Below are 22,145 nucleotides of genomic sequence, written 5' to 3' on the forward strand. Positions count from 1 at the left end.
GACGGGCGCTTGCCGCTAGGTCTCTGCCATGTCCGCCGCCGCCGCCTCCGCCTCGCTCGTCTCGATCGAACCCGCCACCGGCGCCCGGCTCTGGGAAGGTCCGGTGGGCGATGTCGACGCGGCGGTCGCGGCCGCGCGCGCGGGCTGGGCCGAATGGGCGCGCCGCCCCGTGTCCGAGCGGATCGCGACGCTCGAGCGTTTCGCCGCCACCGTCCGCGCCCGGGGCGAGGCCTTTGCCGATCTCCTCGCCCGCGAGACGGGCAAGCCGCTCTGGGAGGCGCGCACCGAGATCGAGGCCGTGGCCAACAAGGTGGCGATCTCGATCAAGGCGCAGGAGGAGCGCGCCGGCAGCCGCGATCTCGATGCCACCGCCGCCGGCCGCACCGCGCTGCGCCACAAGCCGCACGGCGTGCTGGCGGTGCTGGGCCCGTTCAACTTTCCCGCGCACCTGCCCAATGGCCATATCGTGCCGGCGCTGCTCGCGGGCAATGCGATCGTCTTCAAGCCTTCGGAGAAGACGCCGGCGACCGGCGCGATGCTGGTCGATTGCTATCACGAGGCCGGCGTGCCCGCATCCGTCATCGCGCTTGTGCCCGGAGGCCCGGATATCGGCCGGGCGCTCGCCGGCCATGGCGGGATCGACGGCCTGCTCTTCACCGGCTCGGCCCGGGCCGGCGCCGCGCTGCACCGGCAGTTCGCCGACATGCCGCACAAGATCCTCGCGCTCGAGCTGGGCGGCAACAATCCGCTGATGGTGTGGGACTGCGGAGACCCGGAGGCGGCGGCGGCGCTGTGCGTGCAATCCGCCTATCTCAGCGCCGGGCAGCGCTGCACGGCGGCGCGCCGCCTGATCGTGCGCGACGGCGCCGAGGCGCCCCTGGTGCAGGCGATACTCGCGCTGATCGACCGGCTGATCGTCGATCATCCCCATGCCGATCCGGCGCCCTTTCTTGGGCCGGTGATCGACAATGACGCCGCCGACGGCGTGGAGGGCGCCTTTCTGGATCTGGTCGCGGCGGGCGGCCGCGTGCTGGCGCCGCTCGATCGCCCCGAGGCCGGGCGGCCCTTTCTGCGCCCCGCGCTGATCGACGTGACCGACATCGCCGCGCGCGCCGACGAGGAGATTTTCGGCCCCGTGCTCCAGATCGTGCGCGTGCCCGATTTCGAGGCCGGGCTGCGCGAGGCGGCGGCGACGCGCTTTGGCCTCTCCGCCGCGCTGATCGCCGACGATCCCGCGCTGTTCGACCGCTTCTGGGCCGCCAGCCGCGCCGGCATCGTCAATTGGAACCGGCCGACCAACGGCGCGCCCTCCTCGGCGCCCTTCGGCGGCATCGGCCTTTCGGGCAACCACCGGCCGAGCGCCTATTATGCGGCGGATTACTGCGCCTATCCCGTAGTGTCGGGCGAATCGGCGCGGCCCGCGGGCGCGCTCCCCACGGGGCTGCGGCCGGCCTGACCGCCGCGCCGCAAAGCTCCACTACGCGCGCCCCAATCAAGCCTCGGTTGCGGCGCGGCCGCTTCCCCGCCATGTCGGCGGAATGACCAGCCTTCTCGATCCGCAGGCGCGCGGGCGCGTGATTCTCGTCGGTGCCGGCCCCGGCGATCCCGGACTGTTGACGCTGCGCGCCGTCGACGCGCTGCGCCAGGCCGATATCGTCGTGCATGACGGGCTGATCGATCCGCGCATTCTCGACTATGCGCCGCCGGCGGCGCAGCGGATCTCGGTGGCCAAGTCGCGCGCGCGCCATACCTTGCCGCAGGAGGCGATCAACGCGCTCATCATCGCCCATGTCCGGGCCGGCTCGATCGTGGTGCGGCTCAAGGGCGGCGATCCCTTCGTGTTCGGGCGCGGCGGCGAGGAGGTCGAGGCGGTGCGCGCCGCCGGCCTGCGGGTGGATGTGGTGCCCGGCGTGTCCGCCGCGCTCGGCTGCGCCGCCGAGGCGATGCTGCCGCTCACCCATCGCGACTGGTCGAGCGCGGTGAGCTTCGTCGCGGGCCAGTGCAAGGGCCTGTCCGAGCAGAATTGGGCCGGGCTCGCCGGCCATGGCCGCACGCTGGTGATCTATATGGGCGTGGCCAATGCCCCGGCGATCGCGGACAAGCTGATGGCCGATGGCGTCGATCCGGCGCTGCCGGTGGCGGTGCTGGAGAAGGGCACGCTGCCGGGGCAGCGCGCGCTGCGCACGCTGCTCGCCGATCTCGGCGAGATGGTGACGCGCGAGCGGGTGCAGAGCCCGGCGATCATCGTCGTGGGCGAGGTGGTGCTGCTGTCCGACGCGGAGAGCCGGCTCGCCGGCCTGGCGCGGCAGGCGGGAGCGCTGGCGCAATGAAGCTCGCCACCGGCAATGATCTGCGCAGCGGCGACGTGCTGTGGTGGGACGGCCAGGGCTGGTCGCGCCAGATCGCCGATGCGGTCGATGTCGGCACGCACGGGCTGGCGCTGATCGCCGAGGAGGAGGCCGCGCGGCGCGTCAACGTGCCCTATCTGGTGGATGCCGAGCCTGGCCCGGACGGCCCCCGCCCCGCCCATATCAAGGACCGCATCCGCGCGCGCGGCCCCACGGTGCGCGGCGATCTCGCCCGCGCGCCGGCCGATCCGGGCGCGGGCAGCTGGGTGATCTGATGGCGCGATCGCACCCGCTTTCCACCTTCCATCGCCGCCGCGAGGACGATTGATGTACCGGTATGACGAATATGACCAGGCGGTGGTCGCCGCGCGGGTCGACGAGTTTCGCGATCAGGTGGCGCGGCGGCTGTCCGGCGAGCTGAGCGAGGATCAGTTCAAGCCGCTGCGGCTGATGAATGGCCTCTATCTGCAGCTGCACGCCTATATGCTGCGCATCGCCATCCCCTATGGCACGCTGTCCTCGGTCAAGATGCGGATGCTGGCGCATATCGCGCGCACATTCGATCGCGGCTACGGCCATTTCACCACGCGGCAGAACATCCAGTTCAACTGGATCCGGCTGGAGGACACGCCGACCATCCTCGAGGCGCTGGCGACGGTGGAGATGCACGCCATCCAGACCTCGGGCAACTGCATCCGCAACATCTCGTCGGACCAGTTCGCCGGCGCCGCCGCCGACGAGCTGACCGATCCGCGCCCCTGGGCCGAGCTGCTCCGCCAGTGGAGCAGCATGCACCCGGAATTCACCTACCTCCCGCGCAAGTTCAAGATCGCGGTGATCGCGGCCGAGGAAGACCGCGCGGCGATGCGGCTGCACGATATCGGCTTGCAGATCGTCCGCGACGGGGATGGGCGGCTCGGCTTCCGCGTCTATGTCGGCGGCGGCATGGGGCGCACGCCGATGGTGGCGGCGCTGATCGGGGAATTCGTGCCCGCCGAACATCTGGTCAGCTATGTCGAGAGCTGCCTGCGCGTCTATAATCGGTATGGCCGGCGCGACAATATCTACAAGGCGCGCATCAAGATCCTGATCCACGAGCTGGGCGCCGAACGCTACCGCGCCGAGGTGGAACAGGAATGGGCGCATGTCCGCACGCTCGGCATCGATCCGCCGCCCGGCGAGATCGAGCGGATCGCGGCGCATTTCGCGCCGCCGCCGTTCGCGCCGGATCTGGACGAGGCGCTGCCCGCCGGCGGGCCCGACTTCGCGCAATGGGTGGAACGCAACGTCCACGCGCACCGCGTGCCGGGCTATGCGATCGTCACCGTCAGCCTCAAGCCGGTCGGCGGCATTCCGGGCGACGCCAGCGCCGAGCAGATCGACCTGCTGGCCGATCTGGCGGAGCGCTACAGCTTCGACGAGCTGCGCGTCACCCATGCCCAGAACATCGTTCTGCCCCATGTCGCGAAGCGCGATCTGCCGGCATTGTGGCAGGCGCTGCGCGGGGCGGGGCTCGCCACCGCCAATCTGGACCTGATCGGCGATATCATCGCCTGTCCGGGCCTGGATTATTGCAGCCTCGCCAATGCCCGCTCGATCCCGCTCGCGCAGAAGATCTCGCGCCGCTTCGCCGGGCAGGAACAGATGCTCGGCGAGCTGAAGCTGAAGATATCCGGCTGCATCAACGCCTGCGGCCATCATCACGCCGGCCATATCGGGATCCTCGGGGTCGATCGCAAAGGCACCGAGAACTACCAGCTGCTGCTGGGCGGATCGGGCGCGGAGGATGCCAGCCTGGCGCGGATCACCGGCCCCGGCTTCGACGAGGATGGCGTGGTCGACGCGATCGAGCGCGCCACCACCCTCTATCTGGCGCGGCGCGAGGCGGGCGAGCGCTTCCTCGACACCTATCGGCGGATCGGCATCGAGCCGTTCAAGGAGGCGATCTATGGCTGAGCCGGCGCTGCGCTTTCGCGACGATCCGCCGCACGAGGAGCCGGCGGTGACGCTCGACGCCTTTCTCGACCAGTCCAATGCCACCGCCGTGCGGCTCGAGGTCGGCGAGGATGCGCGCGCGCTGCTGCCCTTTCTCGGCCGCCTCGCGCTGATCGAGATCGCCTTTCCCAGCTTCCGCGACGGGCGCGGCTATTCCTCCGCGCGCATCCTGCGCGAGGCCGGCTATGCGGGCGAACTGCGTGCCGAGGGCGATGTGCTGGTCGATCAGATCGTGCCGATGCGCCGCTGCGGCTTCGACAGCTTCGCCCCCGCCCAACCGCTCGACGCCGAGGCGGTGGCGCGCGCGCTGGCGCGCTATCCCGTCCAATATCAGAAGGCCGCCGACGCGCGGCCGCCGGTCTGGGCGCTGCGTCATGGCTGAGGCCGCGCGCACGCTCGACCGGATCGACGCCGCGCCGCCCTTCACCGCGGCCGACGCGGCGGCGTTCAACGCCCGCTACACGGGCATGGACACGCAGGCGATGCTGGCCGAGCTGCTGGCCGGGCCGCTGCGCGGCCGGATCGCGGCGGTCTCCTCCTTCGGGTCGGAATCGGCGGTGCTGCTCCACATGATCGCCACCGTCGATCGCGACGTGCCGGTGATCTTCACCAACACGCAGAAGATGTTCGGCGAGACGCTCGCCTATCGCGACGCGCTCGCCGAGCAGCTGGGCTTCACCGATCTGCGCGTCTTCCGCCCCGATCCCCGGATGCTGGCCGAAAAGGACGCGACCGGGCTGCGCTGGTCCTATGATCCCGACGGCTGCTGCGCGCTGCGCAAGGTCGAGCCGCTGCGCCGCGCGCTGGCGCCCTTCGACGCCTGGATCTCCGGCCGCAAGGGCTTCCAGGCGGGCACCCGCGCGCATCTGCCGCTGTTCGAGATGGACGAGGGCCGGCTCAAGCTCAACCCACTCGCCGGCTGGGACAAGGCGCGGCTCGACGCCTATTTCGAGGCGCACGAACTGCCCCGCCATCCGCTGGAGGCGCAGGGCTATCCCTCGATCGGCTGCGCGCCCTGCACCTCCAAGGTGCGGCCCGGCGAGGATCCGCGCGCGGGGCGGTGGCGTGGCTGGGACAAGGTGGAATGCGGCATCCACCGCCCCGCCGAGGGCGCCGACCAGCCAAGCTTTTGAACCGGCCCGACTAGGGACTTCGCACAAGCTGGCGCGGCCCGGTTCGAGCCGCTAAACCTGCATCATGACCAGCGACACCTCCCCGCTCTATGGCGCGATCGAGGCCGGCGGCACCAAGATGGTGTGCGGCGTCGGCGCGGCGCGCACCGGCTCCCGCGCCACCTTCCGCACCGACACGCGCGCGCCAGAGGCCACGGTGGCCGCGATGATCGCCTTTTTCCGCGAGGCGCAAGGCCGCCACGGGCCGCTCGCGGCGGTCGGCATCGGCACCTTCGGCCCGGTGGATCTCGATCCCGCCTCGCCCGACTATGGCGCCATCACCACCACGCCCAAGCCGGGCTGGCCCGGCACCAATATGCGCCGGATGCTGGCGGAGGCGCTCGGCGTGCCGGTGGCGATCGATACCGATGTCAACGCGGCGGCGCTCGCCGAGGCGCGGCTGGGCGCGGCCAAGGGGCGCAATTCGGTCGTCTACGCCACCATCGGCACCGGGGTCGGCATCGGCATCGTCGTCGGCGGGCGCGCCATCACGGGCTATGGCCATCCCGAAGGGGGCCATCTGCTGGTCCGCCGCCATGCCGATCATGGCGATTTCGCGGGCATCTGCCCCTATCATGGCGATTGCCTGGAAGGTCTCGCCTCGGGCCCGGCGATCAAGGCGGCCTGGGGCGCCTCGCTGGCCGAACTGCCCGAGGATCATCCCGCCTTCGCGATCGAGGCGGATTATCTCGGCCAGATGTGCGCCAGCCTGATCCTCACCGTCGCGCCGGAGCATATCGTGCTCGGCGGCGGCGTGATGAATCAGGAGCGGCTGCTGCCGATGATCCGCGCCGAAACGCTGCGGCGGCTGGCCGGCTATGCCGCGCTCTGGTCGGATCCGGCGGTGGCCGATGCCCGCATCACGCTGCCCGGCTGCACCGAGCCGCCGGGCCTGCTGGGCGCCTATCTTCTCGCGGAACAGGCGCGCGGCTGACCTTTGCTCTTGACGCTGCGCTGCAGCATACGATGTAGGCGGCATGACAGCGTCCCGTCCCTCCACCTCCGCCGCCGCGCCGCCTTCCGCCCATCATCCCGGGCTGGTGCTGTTCGCGCTCGCCATGGGCGGCTTCGCGATCGGCACCACCGAATTTGCGACGATGAGCCTGCTGCCCTTCTTCGCGCGCGGGCTCGGCATCGACGAGCCGACCGCCGGCCATGTCATCTCCGCCTATGCGCTCGGGGTGGTGGTGGGCGCGCCGCTGCTCGCCGTCGCCACCGCGCGCATGGCGCGCCGCAGCCTGCTGATCCTGCTGATGGCGCTGTTCGCGATCGGCAACGCGCTGAGCGCGCTCGCGCCCAGCTATGGCTGGATGCTTTTCTTCCGCTTTCTGAGCGGCCTGCCCCATGGCGCCTATTTCGGCATCGCGGCCCTGGTGGCGGCGCAGCAGCTCGGGCCGGGGCGGCGCACCCAGGCGGTGGGGCGGGTGATGCTGGGCCTCACCATCGCCACCATCCTCGGCGTCCCCGTCGCCAACGAGATCGGCCAGCTGGTCGGCTGGCGCTGGGGCTTTGCGATCGTGGCGCTGCTCGCCATGCTCACCATGGCGCTGGTCGCCGCCTTCGCCCCACGCGACCAGGCGGACCGCGCCGCGAGCCCGCTCCGCGAGCTGAGCGCGCTCCGCCGCCGCCAGGTCTGGCTGACCCTCGGCATCGGCGCGATCGGCTTTGGCGGGCTGTTCGCCGTCTATGCCTATCTCAGCTCCACCCTCGTCGCCGTGACGGGAATGGCGCCCAAGGCCACGCCGATCGTCTTCGCCTGTTTCGGCGCGGGCATGACGGTGGGCAATCTGGTGGCGCCGCGCTTCGCCGATCGCGCGCTGATGCCCACGGCGGCGGCACTGCTGCTGCTCTCGGCGGCCTCGCTGGCGCTGTTCCCGCTCGCCGCGCCGCATGTCGCGACGATCATCGTCGATGTCTTCGCCATCGGCTTTGGCGGCGCGCTCGGCACGGTGCTGCAGACGCGGCTGATGGACGTGGCGGAGGACGCGCAGGCGCTCGCCGCCGCGCTCAACCATTCGGCCTTCAACACCGCCAATGCGATCGGCCCCTGGGCCGGCGGCCTGGCGATCGGCGCGGGATTGGGCTGGACGTCCACCGGCCCAGTCGGCGCGGGGCTGGCGCTGGGCGGGCTGCTCGTCTGGGTGGCGGCGGTGCTGGACGCGCGGCGCGTCAGGCGGTCTTCCGCCAGCGCCCCGCCTCGTCCTGCGACCAGTAATTGCGGCTGATCTCGGGCCGCGCCCCCAGCGCGCGCCACGCCGCGCGTGCCGCCTCAAGCGTGTCGGCATCGAAGAAGTGGAAGGCGCGATCGAAGGCCAGAGCCTCGTCACGCCAGCGCTGATCGGCCAGCGCGATGTGGCGCGCCTGATTGGCGGCGGTGCACTCCAAACCGATCAGCACAGGCTGGTCGGCGCCCTCGCGGCCATGGGGGAGGAAGCTGTCGGGCCCCTCCCACAAGGCCGCGTCCAGATCCGCCGCCTGCGCCTCGGACCCGGCCACGATCAGCAGCCGCCCGCCGTCCGCGAGGATCCGCTCGGCGATCCGCGCCAGCACGCGGGGCAGAGGCGAGCGGCCGAGTTGGTAGAAATCGACCTGCACGCCGCCCGCCCCGCCTGCCTCAGCCCTCGATCGTATCCGAAACGAAGCGGTCCAGCAGCGCCACGCCGAAACCGGTCGCACCCTTGTCCCACAGCGCGCCGGGCTTGGCGGCCCACACCATGCCGGCGATATCGAGATGCGCCCAGCGCACCCCCTCCTCGACATAGCGCTTGATGAACTGCGCGGCGGTGATCGAGCCGCCATAGCGCGGCCCGACATTCTTCATGTCGGCGATCGGGCTGTCGATCAGCTTGTCATAGGCCTCGCCGAGCGGGAAGCGCCACAGCTTGTCGCCGCTCTTCTCGCCGGCCGCCGCCAGCGCCTGGGCAAGCCCGTCGTCATTGGCGAAGAGGCCGCCATATTCATGGCCGAGGCTGATGATCATCGCGCCGGTGAGCGTGGCGAGATCCACCACCGTCTTCACCTTGTGGGTGCGCTGCACCCAGGTGATGGCGTCGCACAGCACCAGCCGGCCCTCGGCATCGGTGTTGATCACCTCCACCGTCTGGCCGGACATGCTCTTCACCACGTCGCCGGGGCGCTGGGCGTTGCCATCGGGCATGTTCTCGACCAGGCCGCACACGCCGATGACATGCGCCTTGGCCTTGCGCCCGGCGAGCGCGAGCATCGCCCCCACCACCGCGCCGGCGCCGCCCATGTCCCACTTCATATCCTCCATGCCGGCGGCGGGCTTGATCGAGATGCCGCCGGTATCGAAGGTGACGCCCTTGCCGACAAAGGCGATCGGATCGGCCTCCGCGCCGCGCCACCGCATCACGAGCAGCTGCGCCTCGCGCCGCGAGCCCTGCGCCACGCCGAGCAGCGCGCCCATGCCGAGCGCGCGCATCTCCGCCTCGCCCAGCACCTCCACCGTCACGCCCGCCGCCTCGAGCGGACCGCGCACGCGCTCGACGAAGCTCGCGGGATAGATGATGTTCGCCGGCTCGGTGACCAGCTCGCGGGTGAGCGCGATGCCATCGGCCAGCGCCTTCAGCCGCGCAAAGGCCGCCTCGGTGCCCTCCGGCGCGCCGACCAGCACGATCTCGGACAGGCTCGGCTTCTGGCGCGGCTTCAGCGTGGTGCGGTGCGCATCCCAGCGCCAGCCGCGCAGCAGCGCCGCATAGCCGAGCCGGGCGATGCGCTCGGCGCTCGTCTTGTGGCCGGACACGTCGATCGTCAGCGCCGTCTCGCCCGAGGTGAGCAGCCGCGCCGCGAGCGCGCCGCCGGCCCGCTCATAGGCGGCCTCGTCCTCGGCGCCGCCGAGCCCGACCAGCAGCACGCGCTGCACCGCCTCACCCGCCGGCACGTACAGCTCGGCGATGCTGCCCGCCTCGCCCTCGAAGCGCGCCGCCGCCGCCGCGCGCACGGCATAGGCGGCGCCGGCGCCGAGCATGGCGAGCCGCTCCGCATCCGGCGCCCCGGCGGCGAGCGGCACCGCGATCACGGCGGCATCGGCGGGGCGGTGGGCGGCAAAGCGAACGTTCATGAGAAACCTTTCAGGCAAATTCGAGCGGAAGCGTTATCCCCCGTTGCGCATATGGCAAGCCGGGCCCGGCAACGCCACCCCCGCGACCGGCCGCGCCGGCACCGATTGCGGAGCGCGCGCAGCGGTGCAATAGGCGGAAGCATAAGCAAGACCGATCGGGCGAACCGGGGGACCTGTGGAATTCAACTGCCCGACCATAGCGGCGTTACGCCGTCCCTTGGCGGCGGCGCTCGCGCTGGCCGCGGCGCCGGGCCTTGGCCAGACCGTGGCCGATGGCGCCGCGCCGGCCGCCGCCGATGCCGGGCTTGCGCGTCCGGTGGCGTCGCCCGCCCTCGCCGTCGCCGGCGAAAACAAGCCGCTGGCGGACAATGAGGTCGCCTTCACCGCCGATCGCATCGATTATGATTATCAGGCCAAGATCGTCACCGCCTCGGGCGATGTACGGATGGTGCGCCAGGGCACGCACCTGCGCGCCGACAAGGTGATCTGGAATCGCGGCACGGGCAAGGCCCACGCCTATGGCAGCGTCGCCGTGCAGAACCCCCAGGGCGACACCTCCTATGCCGACGAGCTTGAGCTCACCGACGATCTGAAGAATGGCATCGCGCAGAATCTGCTTTTGGTGCTGGAGAATGGCGGCCGCATGGCGGCGCTGAAGGGCCAGCGGCAGAACGGCGTCTACACGCTCGAACATGCCGCCTATTCGCCCTGCGACGTCACCACCGATCATGGCTGCCCCAAACAGCCCCTGTGGGAGATCACGGCCGATCGCGTCACCTATGATCCGGAGCGGCACCGGCTGTCCTATCGCGACGCGCGGCTGCGCTTCTTCGGCGTGCCCCTGTTCTGGCTGCCGGCCTTCTCGCATCCCGATGGCAGCGGCCAGGGCGGCAATTCCGGCCTGCTGGTTCCCGACGCGAGCTATAACAGCCGCAACGGCCTCTCGCTGCAGCTGCCCTATTTCTGGCAGATCGCGCCCAATCGCGATCTGACGGTCACGCCGCATCTCTTCACCGCCGTGCTGCCGATGATCGAGGCGCAGTATCGCGAGCTGAACAGCCTGGGTGCCTTCCAGATCCATGGCTACGCCACCTCGTCCAGCCAGGCCTCGAACAATGTCGTCAACAGCACGCGCGAGTTCCGCGGCTATATCGATGCCAATGGCCGCTACCAATTGGGGCCGGACTGGACGATCCGCGCCTCGATCCGCGAGGTCACCGACAAGACCTTCCTGCGGCGCTACGAGATTTCCGACGACGACCGGCTGCGCTCCACCATCTCGGCCGAGCGGATCGACGATGACAGCTATCTCTCGATCGCCGGCTGGCGCTTCCGCACGCTGGTGCTGGGCCAGAGCCAGAAGACCCAGCCCTTCGCGGTGCCGCTGATCGATTATCGCCGGCGCATCGGCGAATCCCTGCTGGGCGGCACCTTCACGCTCCAGGCCAACACACTCGCCATTACGCGCGACGAGGGGCAGAGCACCCAGCGCGCCTTTGCCGGGGTGCAATGGCAGAAATGGTCGCTGCTGCCGACCGGCCAGCTGCTGACCTTCACCGCCTATGCGCGCGGCGATGTCTATCACAGCGCCGACAACGATCTCACGACCACCACCATCTACCAGGGCGATCCCGGCTGGCAGACGCGCGGCATCGCGGCGGCGGCGGTGGACATGCGCTGGCCCTTTGTCGGCACGCTGTTCGGCGGCACCCAGCGCGTGACGCCGCGCGTCCAGTTCGTCGCCAGCCCGCACGCCAAGAACCTCGCCATCCCCAACGAGGACGCCCGCGCGATCGATCTCGAGGATTCCAACCTCTTCGCGCTCAACCGCTTCAACGGCTACGACCGCTGGGAGGGCGATACCCGCGTCACCTACGGGCTCGATTACGCGCTGGACCTGCCGCGCTTCGCGCTGCGCAGCGTGATCGGCCAGAGCTACCGCCTCGCCGGGCCGGACTCGCTCTTCCCCGATGGCACCGGCCTGTCGGGCGATTTCTCGGATATCGTCGGCCGCACCACCATCCGCTATGGCAGCTTCGTCAGCCTCACCCATCGCTTCCGGCTGGACAAGCACAGCCTCGCGGTGCGGCGTAGCGAGGTGGACGCCACGCTCGGCACGCAGGACACCTATGTCCTGATCGGCTATCTCAACCTCAACCGCAACATCTCGCCCGAGATTGAGGATCTGCGCGATCACCAGGAGCTGCGGCTGGGCGGACGGGTGCTGCTGATGAAGCGCTGGTCGGTGTTCGGATCGACCACGGTGGACCTCACCAACGAGGTGAACACCACCAATCCGCTGGCCAGCACCGCCGACGGATTCAACCCCGTCCAGTCGCGCGTGGGGCTCGCCTATGAGGATGATTGCTTCCGCGCCTCGATCCAGTGGCACCGCGATTTCGCGGCCTTTGGCGATGCGCGGCGGGGCAGCACCATCCAGTTCCAGCTAGCCTTCAAGAATCTTGGGCGCTAAGCCGGGGTTCAGTGTAGGCGTGGCATCAGGCGTAGGATCGGGCCGCGCATGGAGCCCCGAGGGCGGGATTTGAGGACAGCGTGATTTCCAGAACCAGGGTGTTTCCGGCCGCGCGGGCGGCTCTTTGCCTGGCCGTGGCGGCGGCGCTCGGCGGCGGCCATGCCATGGCCCAGACCGATGACGGGCTCGGCGGCGGCGGCGGCGACAATCCGCTCAACCTGCCGAACGACGTGCAGATCTTCGGCAAGTTCGATCCGCACATCCGCAAGGCCAACGCGATCGTCAACGGCTTCATCATCACCGATACCGATGTCGACCAGCGGCTCAACCTCGTGCTCGCGGCCAACAACCAGCAGGTTTCGCCGCAGGAGAAGGATCAGCTGCGCCTGCAGGTGCTGCGCAACCTGATCGACGAGACGCTCGAGATCCAGGAAGCCAAGGCCAATGACGTGTCGGTGCCGCAGGGCGACATCGACCAGACCTTCGCGCGCGTCTCGTCCCAGTTCAAGCAATCGCCCGACCAGTTCGCCGCCTATCTGCGCGCCAAGGGCTCCTCGCCGCAATCGATCAAGCGCCAGATCGAGGGCGAGCTTGCCTGGCAGCGCGTGCTCGGCCGCAAGGTGGAGCCGTTCGTCAATGTCGGCGACGACGAGGTCAAGGGCGTGATCGCCCGGCTCAAGGCGTCCAAGGGCACCAAGGAATTCCATGTCGGCGAAATTTTCCTCTCGTCCACGCCGGCGACCGACGCGCAGGTCCACGCCAATGCCGATCGCGTCTTCGATCAGCTGAAGAAGGGCGGCAGCTTCGTCGCCTATGCCCGCCAATATTCGGAAGCCTCGACCGCGGCAGTGGGCGGGGATCTCGGCTGGGTCCGCGCCGAGCAGCTGCCGGGCGCCATCGCGCAGGTGCTGCCCGAAATGCAGCCCGGCCAGGTGACGCCGCCGATCCAGGTGCCGGGCGGCTATTCGATCATCGCTTTGTCCGATCAGCGCCAGGTGCTGACCGCCGATCCGCGCGACGCGGTGCTGAGCCTGCGCCAGGTGACGGTGACCTTCCCCAAGGGCACCACCCAGCAGACCGCCAGCCCGCGCGTCGCCGCCTTCGCCGAAGCGACGCAGAAGATGGCCGGCTGCGGCGCCGTCAAGGATGTCGCCGCCAAGTTCAACGCCGAGGTCGTCACCAACGACGACATCAAGGTGCGCGATCTGCCGCTGCCGCTGCAGCAGCAGATGCTCTCCATGTCGGTGGGCCAGTCGACCAGCCCGTTCGGTTCGGTCGAGGAAGGCGTGCGCGTGCTGGTGCTGTGCGGGCGCGACGATCCCGAGCAGACCAACGGCCCCTCCTTCGATCAGGTCTACAACCAGATGGAGGAGCAGCGCGTCAACCAGCGCGCCCGCCGCTATCTGCGCGACCTGCGCCGTGACGCGGTGATCGAGTACCGATGATCCCGCCCCGTCCGGCCGCGCTGGCCACGCCGCTCGCACTCTCGATGGGCGATCCCGCCGGGATCGGCCCCGAGATCATCGGCAAGGCGTGGCAGCGGCGGACCGAGGCGGCCCTGCCCCCCTTCTTCGCGATCGGCGATTACCGCGCGATCACCAAGGTGTGGGACGGCCCGATCGTGCGCATCTCGGATCCGGCGGAGGCGCTTGCCCGCTTCGACGAGGGGCTGCCGATCGTCGAGGTGGAGGATGCCGGCGATATCGTGCCCGGCCAGCCCAACATGCCGGGCGCGCGCTGCGCCATCGCCGCGCTGGAGATCGCGGTGGGGCTGGCGCGCTCGGGAGCGGTGGCCGCGCTGGTGACGGGGCCGGTCTCCAAGGCGCAGCTCTACGCCATCGGCTTCACCCATTCGGGCCAGACCGAGTTCGTCGCCGAGCGCTGCGGCGTGGCGGCGGGCAATGTCGCGATGATGCTCGCCGGGCCGACGCTGCGCACCGTGTGCGTCACCACCCATGTCGCGCTGGCGCGCGTGCCCGAGCTGCTCACCATCGATCTCGTGATGGCGCGCGCGCGCGTGGCGGCGCGCGGCCTGCAGCGCGATTTCGGCATCGCCGAGCCGCGCCTCGCGCTGGCGGGCTTCAACCCCCATGCCGGCGAAGGTGGCGCCTTGGGGCTGGAGGAGATCGAAATACTGATCCCCGCCGTGGAGCAGCTGCGCGACGAGGGGATCGACATTGTCGGCCCGCTCGCGGCCGATACCATGTTCCACCCGCGCGCCCGCGCCCGCTACGACGCCGCGCTCTGCACCTATCACGATCAGGCGCTGATCCCGCTCAAGACGCTGCATTTCGACGAGGGCGTCAACATGACCTTGGGGCTGCCTATCGTCCGCGTGGCGCCCGATCACGGCACCGCCTTCGAGATCGCCGGCCGCAACATGGCGGAGCCCGGCGCGATGATCGCCGCGATCCGCATGGCGGCCGAGGCCGCGGAGCGCCGCGCCGCCCACGGATGACCGACACGCTCGATCGGCTGCCGCCGCTGCGCGAGGTCATCCAGCGGCACGGCCTCGCCGCGAGCAAGGCGCTGGGCCAGAATTTCCTCCTCGACGGCCAGCTGCTGGACCGCATCGCGCGCGTCGCCGGGGATCTGGCCGGTCAGCCCGTCTACGAGGTCGGCCCCGGGCCCGGCGGACTGACCCGCGCGCTGCTCCGCGCCGGCGCCTATGTCACGGCGGTGGAGCGCGACGCGCGCTGCCTGCCCGCGCTCGCCGAGCTGGGCGAGGCGGCGCCGGGCCGGCTGGCGGTGATCGAAGGCGATGCGCTGGCGATCGACGAGCCCGCCCGCCTCGCTTCCGGCACGCGGATCGTCGCCAATCTTCCCTATAATGTCGGCACCGCGCTGCTGGTGCGCTGGCTGGAGGCCGAGCCCTGGCGGCCCTGGTGGGCCTCGGCGACGCTGATGTTCCAGAAGGAGGTGGCGGAGCGCATCGTCGCCCGGCCGGGAACGGACGCCTATGGCCGGCTCGCGATCCTGGCGCAGTGGCGGGCGAGCGCGGCGATCGCGCTGCCGGTGCATCGCTCCGCCTTCGTGCCGCCGCCCAAGGTGATGTCGGCGGTGGTGCATGTCGTGCCGCAGCCGGCGCCGCCAGGGGCCGCCACCGCCACCCTCTCCCGGCTCACCGCCGCCGCCTTCGGCCAGCGCCGCAAGATGCTGCGGCAGAGCCTCAAGGCCGTGCCCGGCGCGCTCGATGCGCTGGCCGGGCTCGGCATCGCCGCCGAGCGCCGGCCGGAAACGGTGGCGGTGGAGGAATGGGTGGCGCTAGCGCGGCTGCTCGGCCCGGCGCCGGGCGGCGAGAAAATACAGGGCTAGGCCGATCGCGTTCCACAGGAAGAAGCGGATCTGCGTGCCCGTCGGCAGGCTGAGGAACAGATAGCAGCAGCCGAGGATCGCCACCCAGCCCACCAGCGGCGCCGCCGGCGCGCGGAAGCCGCGCGGCCGGTCCGGATCCCGCCGCCGCAACACCAGCAGCGCCACGCCGACCGCGACAAAGGCGCAGAGCGTGCCGGCATTGGCCAGCGCCGCGATCTCGGCGAGCGGCAGCAGCGCGGCGATCACCGCCACCACAAGCGCCGTGCCGATCGTCACCGCCACGGGCACGCCGCTGCGGTGCGAGACCCGGCCGAGCGCGGCGGGGAGCAGCCCGTCGCGCGCCATCACGAAGAAGATGCGCGTCTGTCCGTAGAGGAAGGCGAGGATCACCGTGGGCAGCGCCACCACCGCGACCGCGCCGAATAGCACCGCCGCACGATCATGGCCGAGGCTGCGCAGCACCAGCGCGAGCGGCTCGGCGCTGCCGGCGAAGCGCTGGAAGGGCAGCGCGCCCACCGCGCTCGCCGCGACGAAGACATAGATGACGACGCACGCCAGCATCGAGCCGACGATGCCAATGGTGAGGTCGCGCCGCGGATCCTTGGCCTCCTCCGCCGCCGTCGACACCGCGTCGAAGCCGTAAAAGGCGAAGAAGATGATCGAGGCGGCCGCCATCACGCCGCGCTTGGTGCCATCCGGACCGAGCGTCTGGAAAAAGCCATAGGGCATCAGCGGGCTGAAATGGGCGCGCGAGAAAGCGGGCAAGGTCAGCCAGACGAACATGGCGAGTGCCGCGATCTTGAGCGCCACCAGAACGGTGTTGAGCGTGGCGCTCTCGCGCGTGCCGATCAGCAGCAGACCCGCCACCAGCGCGATGATCGCCACCGCCGGCAGGTTGATGACGCCGCCCGCGTCCGGCCCGGCGGCGAGCGCCTGCGGGATCTCCCAGCCGAGCCCCCGCGCGAAACCCGTGAAATAGCCCGACCAGCCGACGGCGACGGTGGAGCAGACCACCGAATATTCGAGGATCAGGCTCCAGCCGACGATCCAGGCGATGCGCTCCCCGATCGCGACATAGCTATAGGTATAGGCGCTGCCGGATTGCGGGATCATCGTCGCCAGCTCGGCATAGGCGAGCGCGGCGGCCGCGCAGACCAGCCCGGCGATGAGGAAGGAGAGGATCACGCCCGGCCCCGCCAGCGCCGCGCCGGCCCCGGTCAAGGTGAGGATGCCGGTGCCGACGATCGCGCCCACGCCGAGCGCGATCAGATGCGGCCAGCCCAGCGTGCGGCGCAATCGGTGCGCGGCATCGTCGGCGGGCGGCGCGATGGGTTTGATCCGGCCGAGCAGGCTCATCGCCGCCCCCTCGGGCTGCGGGCGTCAGGTCCGGTAGGCGCGGCGGGTCCGCGCGGCGATGTCATGTGGCGCATGCGCCTCGGTGCCACGGTCGCCGGCGGAAGGGAAGCCGGGCGGCGGCGCGAGGCTCACCTGGTCGCGGCCATTGAGCTTGCTGTGGTAGAGCGCGGCATCGGCGCGCGCGATCAGCATCGCCAGCGTCTCGCCCGAGCGGCCGGCGGCGGCAACCGCGACGCCGAAACTGGCGCTGATCGGCAGCGGCGCGGCGAGATCGCCGAGCGCGCCGCCAATCCCCGCCCGCAGCCGTTCCGCCACGGCGCCCGCGCGTTCCTCGTCATGGCGCGGCAGCAGCACCAGAAACTCCTCGCCGCCGAGCCGGCCGACCAGCCCCGCGCCATCCACCATGGTTTCGAGATAGCGGGCGAGGCGGCACAGCAGATCGTCGCCCCGGCCATGGCCGAACCGATCGTTGATCGCCTTGAACCGATCGAGATCGGCCAGCACCACGGCGAAGCCGCCCGGGGCGGCGCGCAGCGGCGCGGCGGCCTGCTCGATGCCGCGCCGGTTGAGAATCTGGGTGAGCGGATCGATATGGGCGAGATGGCGCAGCCGCTCGGCGAGATCCTCGGCGATCAGCAGCAGGCAGAACAGGCCGGTCCCGATCATGCCGATCGGCACGCCCAGCATGACCAGCACATGATAATGGCTGAGCTCGACCCCGCCGCCCGGCGCGGTGAAGCCGCCGACCACGGCCAGGCTGACCGCATAGACGGCGTAGAGCACGAGCATCAGCGTCGCCGCGCGCCCGGCGGTGCGGTGGCGGGCAGTGCTGCGATGGAGCGCGCGCGCGGCGACGAGCAGCATGCTTCCCTCGAACCCGGCGGTGACGAGCCGCAGCAGCGACAGCGCATAGGCGCCGCCCCCCGCGAACAGCACGATCAGCACCAGCGCTATCGCGCCCCAGGCGATCATCAGCGGCCGCAGCCGGCTGCCGGCACGGTGCAGGAAGCCCCAGGCGATCAGCGCGAAGCTGGCGCAGGCGAGTTCGGTCGAGAGCAGGGTGAAGAGCGCGCCGCGCGGCATGAGCAGAACCCGCGCGAGGCTGGCGGCATGATGGGCCGAGCCGGCGCCGAAGGCGATGCTCCACAGCAAGGCGGCGCGCGCATGGCCGAAGCGACGCCATGCGATCATCATCGCCAACGCCACCAGAAGCGTTGTCGAGGCCAGGCTGATCAGGACAATCGCCGCCGCACTCATGGCGTCGTTCTAATGAGTTGGCGTGAAGGAAAGGCTAAGGACGATCCGCCGCGAGAAAATCGCCGATCGCCTCGCCCAGCGCCCGGTTCACCACCGCGCTCATATGGTTGCCGGGCACGCTGACGAAGCGCGCGTCGGGCAGTGCCGCCGCGAGATCGGCGGCCGAGCCATTGTCGTGATCGTCCACTCCGGCCACCACCAGGCTCGGCGTGGCGAGCGTCGCCAGCACCGCGCGCGGCGTGTCGACAAAGCTCCCCAGCAGCGGCAGCATTGCCTCGGGATCGCCCCCGGTGGTGCGGAGAAAGGCCTCGGCGAACCATTCGGCGCTGCCGCGCGGATGCCGGCCCATGTTGGAGAGCACGTTGCGGAAATGGTCGGAGCGCGTGCCGGTGGATTCGATCCCCTGCAGCCCCATGCCCGCCAGCACCGCGCGACGCGGCCGCGCGCCGAGCACCAGCATCCGCAGCGTGGTGCGTCCGCCCAGCGAATAGCCGCCCAGATCATAGCCGCCCGGCGCCAGCCCAAGATGGTCGAGCAACGCCAGCCCGTCGCGCGCGAGAATGTCGGGCGGGTAGCGATCCGGCGCGTGCGGCGCCTCGCTTTCGCCATGGCCGCGCAGATCGGGCAGGATCACGCGGAAACCGCGCGCCGCCAGCGCCTCGGCATAGCCCGGCCGGATCCAGTTGACGAAGGCGTTGGAGAAGAGGCCGTGGATCAGCACCAGCGGATGCCCCGTCCCGGTCTCGCGCCAGGCCAGGCGGGTGCCGTCGGGCGCGGTGAAATTCTGGATCGGAAGATCGGATTGGGCCACGCTGTGGATCCGTGCTGCGCCCTTGGGCTCTGGTCAGCGCGCGGGTAGCCGGGCAAAGACCCGGTGTCGAGACGCGATGACGGTGAGGCGACGATGCGATTCCTCGAGACCTTCCACAGCGCGGCCTTTCTGGATTCGCTGATGAGCTATGCCAGCGCCTTCGCGCTCGGCACGCTGATCGGCGCCGAACGCCAATATCGCCAGCGCACCGCCGGGCTGCGCACCAATGCGCTGGTGGCGCTGGGCGCGGCGGCCTTTGTCGATCTCGCCCAGCGCATCGCGGGCGATGCCGAGGCGGTGCGCGTGATCGCCTATGTCGTGTCCGGCATCGGCTTTCTCGGCGCCGGCGTGATCATGAAGGAAGGCATGAACGTGCGCGGCCTCAACACCGCCGCGACGCTGTGGTGCTCGGGCGCGGTGGGCGCGGCGGCGGGCACCGACATGGCCGCCGAAGCCGCGCTGCTGACCTTCTTCGTCATCGCCGGCAATACGGTGCTGCGGCCGCTGGTGAATGCGATCAACCGCATCCCCGTGCGCGGCGCGACGGTGGAGGCGACCTATCGCGTCTCGCTCACCAGCGACGCCCAGCATGCCGATCGCGTGCGCGATCTGCTGGTCGAGCGTCTGGAGGGCGCGCGCTACCCGGTCGCCGATGTCGTGCTCACGCCGCGCGGGGCGCAGGAGGTGGAGTTGGTGGCGACGCTCGTCTCCACCGCGATCGACGAGGCCGAGCTGGACCGCGCCACCGATGCGCTGCTCGCCGAGCTGGGCGTGCGCCACGCCACCTGGGAGGCGCAGACCCAGGACTGAGCCCGCGCCGCCCGGTGGCCGGCGGTCAGGCCGCCTTCTTCAGGTGGCGGCGGCCGAGCAGCTCGGCGATCTGCACCGCGTTGAGCGCCGCGCCCTTGCGGAGATTGTCCGACACGCACCACAGCACGAGCCCGTTATCGACCGTGGGATCCTCGCGGACGCGGCTGACATAGGTGGCGAAATCGCCGACGCACTCGACCGGCGTGGTGTAGCCGCCATCCTCGCGCTTATCGACCAGCATGATGCCGGGCGCCTCGCGCAGGATCGCCTGCGCCTCCTCGGCCGAAATCTCCTGCTCGAACTCGATCGAGATCGCCTCGGAATGGCCCACGAACACCGGCACCCGCACGCAGGTGGCGACGACCTTCACCTTGGGATCGAGGATCTTCTTGGTCTCCACCACCATCTTCCACTCTTCCTTGGTGAAGCCGTCATCAAGGAAGCTGTCGATATGGGGAATGACGTTGAAGGCGATCTGCTTGGTGAACTTCTTGGGCTCGGCGGCATCGCCGACGAAGATGTTGCGGCTCTGCTCGAACAATTCGTCCATCCCCGCCTTGCCCGCGCCGGACACCGACTGGTAGGTGGACACCACCACCCGCTTGATCGTCGCGCGGTCGTGCAGCGGCTTCAGCGCCACCACCATCTGCGCGGTGGAGCAATTGGGATTGGCGATGATGTTCTTGCGGCGATACTGGTCGATATCCTGCGGGTTTACCTCGGGCACGATCAGCGGCACGTCCGGATCCATGCGGTAGAGCGAGCTGTTGTCGATGACGGTGCAGCCGGCGGCGGCGGCGATCGGCGCATATTTCTTCGTCGCCTCGGAGCCTATGGCGAACAGCGCCATATCCCAGCCCGTCCAGTCGAAATGCTCGATATTCTTGATCGTCAGCATCCGGCCCGTATCGCCGAACTCGACCTGGTCGCCGGTCGAGCGCGAGGAGGCGAGCACCGCGATCTCGTCGATCGGGAATTCCCGCTCGGCCAGGATCGCGAGCATCTCGCGCCCAACATTGCCGGTGGCCCCCGCCACGACGACCCGATACCCCATCGATTCTACTCCAGCCTTCCAAAAGTTGCGCGCCGGCCTTAGGCGCGTTCCCGAATTTGTCAAAGTCGGGCCGCGATCCGCCGGATGCAAGCCCGCCGGCTGCGCGGAGGTCGCCGGATCGCGCCTCGCGCGGCGGCGCGGTCAGCGCGGACGATAGGTGGCCTCGAAGCGCACCGGCCGGCCATGCGCCTGGGCGGCAAGCTCGCCTTCCCACATCACCCGATGGCCGCGCACGATCGTGCCCAGCGCCTTGCCCGTCAGCGTCATGCCGGTGAAGGGCGACCAGCCCGCGCGGCTGGCGAGCCAGCTCTCCTCCACCGTCCAGCGATGCGCGCGATCGACGATGGTGAAATCGGCGTCATAGCCGGGCACGATCCGGCCCTTGGTGACGAGCCCGAAGATGCGCTGCGGACCCGCCGAGGTGAGATCGATGAAGCGCTGCATCGTCAGCCGTCCGGCGGCGACATGATCGAGCATCAGCGGCACCAGCGTCTGCACGCCCGGCATGCCCGAGGGCGAGGCGGGATAGGCCTGCGCCTTTTCCGCCACCGTGTGCGGCGCATGATCCGAGCCGATCACATCGGGCACGCCCTGGCGCAGCCAGTGCCACAGCCCGTCGCGGTGCGCGCCGGAGCGGATCGGCGGGTTCATCTGAGCATAGGTGCCGAGCCGGGGATAGGCATCCTCGCCGGCCAGGGTGAGATGCTGCGGCGTCACCTCGCAGGTGGCGATATCCTTGTTCTGGCCGAGAAATTCCAGCTCGGCCGGGGTGGTGACGTGGAGCACGTGGATGCGCCGCCCGGCCTCGCGCGCGAGCCGCACGATGCGGCGCGTGGCGAGCAGCGCGCTCTCATCGTCGCGCCAGACGGGATGGCTGGCGGGATCGCCGGGCACCCGCTCGTCGAGCCGCGCCTGCATGCGCGCCTCATCCTCGGCGTGGATGGCGACGCGGCGCGTGCCATGCGCCAGCACGCGCGCCAGCTCGGCATCGTCGGACACCAGCAGATCGCCGGTCGAGGCGCCCATGAACACCTTGATCCCGGCCGCGCCGTCCAGACGCTCCAGCGCGCCGAGTTCGGTGGCGTTGGCGGCGGTGGCGCCGACGTAGAAGGCGTGGTCGCACCACATGCGATCGCGCGCCCGCGCCAGCTTGTGCGCCAGCGCCTCCGCCGAATCGGTGTTGGGCTTGGTGTTGGGCATCTCGAACACGGCGGTCACCCCGCCCAGCACGGCGGCGCGGCTGCCTGATTCGAGATCTTCCTTATGTTCCAGCCCCGGTTCGCGGAAATGGACCTGGCTGTCGATCACCCCCGGCAGCACATCCAGGCCCGTGCAATCGATCGTCTCGGCGCCGCTGAAGCCGCCGCCCAGCGCGACGATCCGGCCGTCGCGCACCGCGACATCGGTTTCGGCGGGGCCGGACGGCGTCCAGACCGTGCCGTTGCGGAGGATCAGATCGAAGCTTTCGGCCAT

The 22,145-nt window shown here is 70.4% G+C and carries 20 protein-coding genes; 13 read left to right on the forward strand and 7 right to left on the reverse strand.

Annotated elements, in window-relative coordinates; genetic code table 11:
• The first annotated feature begins 28 nt into the window (after positions 1-28).
• From astD to LHA26_RS01190, 8 genes are all read left to right on the forward strand, one after another.
• Complete coding sequence (gene astD / locus LHA26_RS01155; RefSeq protein ID WP_252166931.1) at positions 29-1,456, forward strand: succinylglutamate-semialdehyde dehydrogenase; 1,428 nt, start codon at positions 29-31, stop codon at positions 1,454-1,456.
• Between the two features lie 82 nt (positions 1,457-1,538).
• The gene (gene cobA / locus LHA26_RS01160) at positions 1,539-2,330 is read left to right on the forward strand and encodes a uroporphyrinogen-III C-methyltransferase (RefSeq protein WP_252166932.1); all 792 of its coding nucleotides are present in this window, start codon (positions 1,539-1,541) and stop codon (positions 2,328-2,330) included.
• The gene (locus LHA26_RS01165) at positions 2,327-2,623 is read left to right on the forward strand and encodes a DUF2849 domain-containing protein (protein ID WP_252166933.1); all 297 of its coding nucleotides are present in this window, start codon (positions 2,327-2,329) and stop codon (positions 2,621-2,623) included. Before cobA ends, LHA26_RS01165 begins: the two co-directional genes overlap by 4 nt.
• Before the next feature lie 52 nt (positions 2,624-2,675).
• Positions 2,676-4,304: a nitrite/sulfite reductase gene (locus LHA26_RS01170; RefSeq protein WP_252166934.1), complete on the forward strand. Its 1,629-nt coding sequence runs from the start codon at positions 2,676-2,678 to the stop codon at positions 4,302-4,304.
• Positions 4,297-4,725: a DUF934 domain-containing protein gene (locus LHA26_RS01175; protein ID WP_252166935.1), complete on the forward strand. Its 429-nt coding sequence runs from the start codon at positions 4,297-4,299 to the stop codon at positions 4,723-4,725. Before LHA26_RS01170 ends, LHA26_RS01175 begins: the two co-directional genes overlap by 8 nt.
• Positions 4,718-5,476 carry a phosphoadenylyl-sulfate reductase gene (locus tag LHA26_RS01180; RefSeq protein ID WP_252166936.1) on the forward strand — a complete coding sequence of 253 codons (759 nt, stop codon included), beginning with the start codon at positions 4,718-4,720 and terminating at the stop codon, positions 5,474-5,476. The genes LHA26_RS01175 and LHA26_RS01180 overlap by 8 nt, the downstream gene beginning before the upstream one ends.
• Positions 5,477-5,540: 64 nt before the next feature.
• Positions 5,541-6,449, forward strand: a complete 909-nt coding sequence (locus tag LHA26_RS01185) for an ROK family protein (protein ID WP_252166937.1) — start codon at positions 5,541-5,543, stop codon at positions 6,447-6,449.
• Between the two features lie 43 nt (positions 6,450-6,492).
• Entirely contained in the window at positions 6,493-7,740 is a 1,248-nt protein-coding gene (locus tag LHA26_RS01190) for an MFS transporter (RefSeq protein ID WP_252166938.1), read from the forward strand.
• Here LHA26_RS01190 and LHA26_RS01195 read toward each other — a convergent pair.
• Entirely contained in the window at positions 7,685-8,110 is a 426-nt protein-coding gene (locus LHA26_RS01195) for a DNA polymerase III subunit chi (protein WP_252166939.1), read from the reverse strand. The genes LHA26_RS01190 and LHA26_RS01195 overlap by 56 nt on opposite strands.
• A gap of 19 nt (positions 8,111-8,129) precedes the next feature.
• Positions 8,130-9,596, reverse strand: a complete 1,467-nt coding sequence (locus LHA26_RS01200; RefSeq protein ID WP_252166940.1) for a leucyl aminopeptidase — start codon at positions 9,594-9,596, stop codon at positions 8,130-8,132.
• A 217-nt stretch (positions 9,597-9,813) separates the two neighbouring features.
• Here LHA26_RS01200 and LHA26_RS01205 point away from each other — a divergent pair, with 217 nt between their 5' ends.
• From LHA26_RS01205 to rsmA, 4 genes are all read left to right on the forward strand, one after another.
• Positions 9,814-12,069: an LPS-assembly protein LptD gene (locus LHA26_RS01205; protein ID WP_252166941.1), complete on the forward strand. Its 2,256-nt coding sequence runs from the start codon at positions 9,814-9,816 to the stop codon at positions 12,067-12,069.
• Between the two features lie 164 nt (positions 12,070-12,233).
• Entirely contained in the window at positions 12,234-13,514 is a 1,281-nt protein-coding gene (locus LHA26_RS01210; RefSeq protein ID WP_252166942.1) for a peptidylprolyl isomerase, read from the forward strand.
• Entirely contained in the window at positions 13,511-14,527 is a 1,017-nt protein-coding gene (gene pdxA / locus LHA26_RS01215) for a 4-hydroxythreonine-4-phosphate dehydrogenase PdxA (protein WP_252166943.1), read from the forward strand. The genes LHA26_RS01210 and pdxA overlap by 4 nt, the downstream gene beginning before the upstream one ends.
• Positions 14,524-15,384, forward strand: a complete 861-nt coding sequence (gene rsmA, locus LHA26_RS01220; protein WP_252166944.1) for a 16S rRNA (adenine(1518)-N(6)/adenine(1519)-N(6))-dimethyltransferase RsmA — start codon at positions 14,524-14,526, stop codon at positions 15,382-15,384. Before pdxA ends, rsmA begins: the two co-directional genes overlap by 4 nt.
• Here the strand turns inward: rsmA and LHA26_RS01225 are convergent.
• The 3 genes from LHA26_RS01225 to LHA26_RS01235 are packed head-to-tail and all read right to left on the reverse strand — an operon-like array spanning position 15,334 to position 18,808.
• Complete coding sequence (locus LHA26_RS01225; RefSeq protein WP_252166945.1) at positions 15,334-16,740, reverse strand: amino acid permease; 1,407 nt, start codon at positions 16,738-16,740, stop codon at positions 15,334-15,336. The two genes, rsmA and LHA26_RS01225, sit on opposite strands and share 51 nt — an antisense overlap.
• A gap of 24 nt (positions 16,741-16,764) precedes the next feature.
• Complete coding sequence (locus LHA26_RS01230) at positions 16,765-17,997, reverse strand: GGDEF domain-containing protein (protein ID WP_252166946.1); 1,233 nt, start codon at positions 17,995-17,997, stop codon at positions 16,765-16,767.
• 34 nt (positions 17,998-18,031) lie between these two features.
• Positions 18,032-18,808, reverse strand: a complete 777-nt coding sequence (locus tag LHA26_RS01235) for an alpha/beta fold hydrolase (protein ID WP_252166947.1) — start codon at positions 18,806-18,808, stop codon at positions 18,032-18,034.
• Between the two features lie 93 nt (positions 18,809-18,901).
• On the opposite strand from LHA26_RS01235, the gene LHA26_RS01240 reads away from it, so the two are divergent.
• Positions 18,902-19,618, forward strand: a complete 717-nt coding sequence (locus tag LHA26_RS01240) for an MgtC/SapB family protein (RefSeq protein ID WP_252166948.1) — start codon at positions 18,902-18,904, stop codon at positions 19,616-19,618.
• 25 nt (positions 19,619-19,643) lie between these two features.
• Here the strand turns inward: LHA26_RS01240 and LHA26_RS01245 are convergent, their stop codons facing one another.
• Both LHA26_RS01245 and LHA26_RS01250 read right to left on the reverse strand, forming a co-directional pair.
• Complete coding sequence (locus LHA26_RS01245) at positions 19,644-20,672, reverse strand: aspartate-semialdehyde dehydrogenase (protein ID WP_252166949.1); 1,029 nt, start codon at positions 20,670-20,672, stop codon at positions 19,644-19,646.
• Between the two features lie 141 nt (positions 20,673-20,813).
• Positions 20,814-22,145, reverse strand: a complete 1,332-nt coding sequence (locus LHA26_RS01250; protein ID WP_252166950.1) for a dihydroorotase — start codon at positions 22,143-22,145, stop codon at positions 20,814-20,816.

It is taken from the genome of Sphingomonas morindae, from assembly GCF_023822065.1.
Taxonomy (GTDB): domain Bacteria; phylum Pseudomonadota; class Alphaproteobacteria; order Sphingomonadales; family Sphingomonadaceae; genus Solisphingomonas; species Solisphingomonas morindae.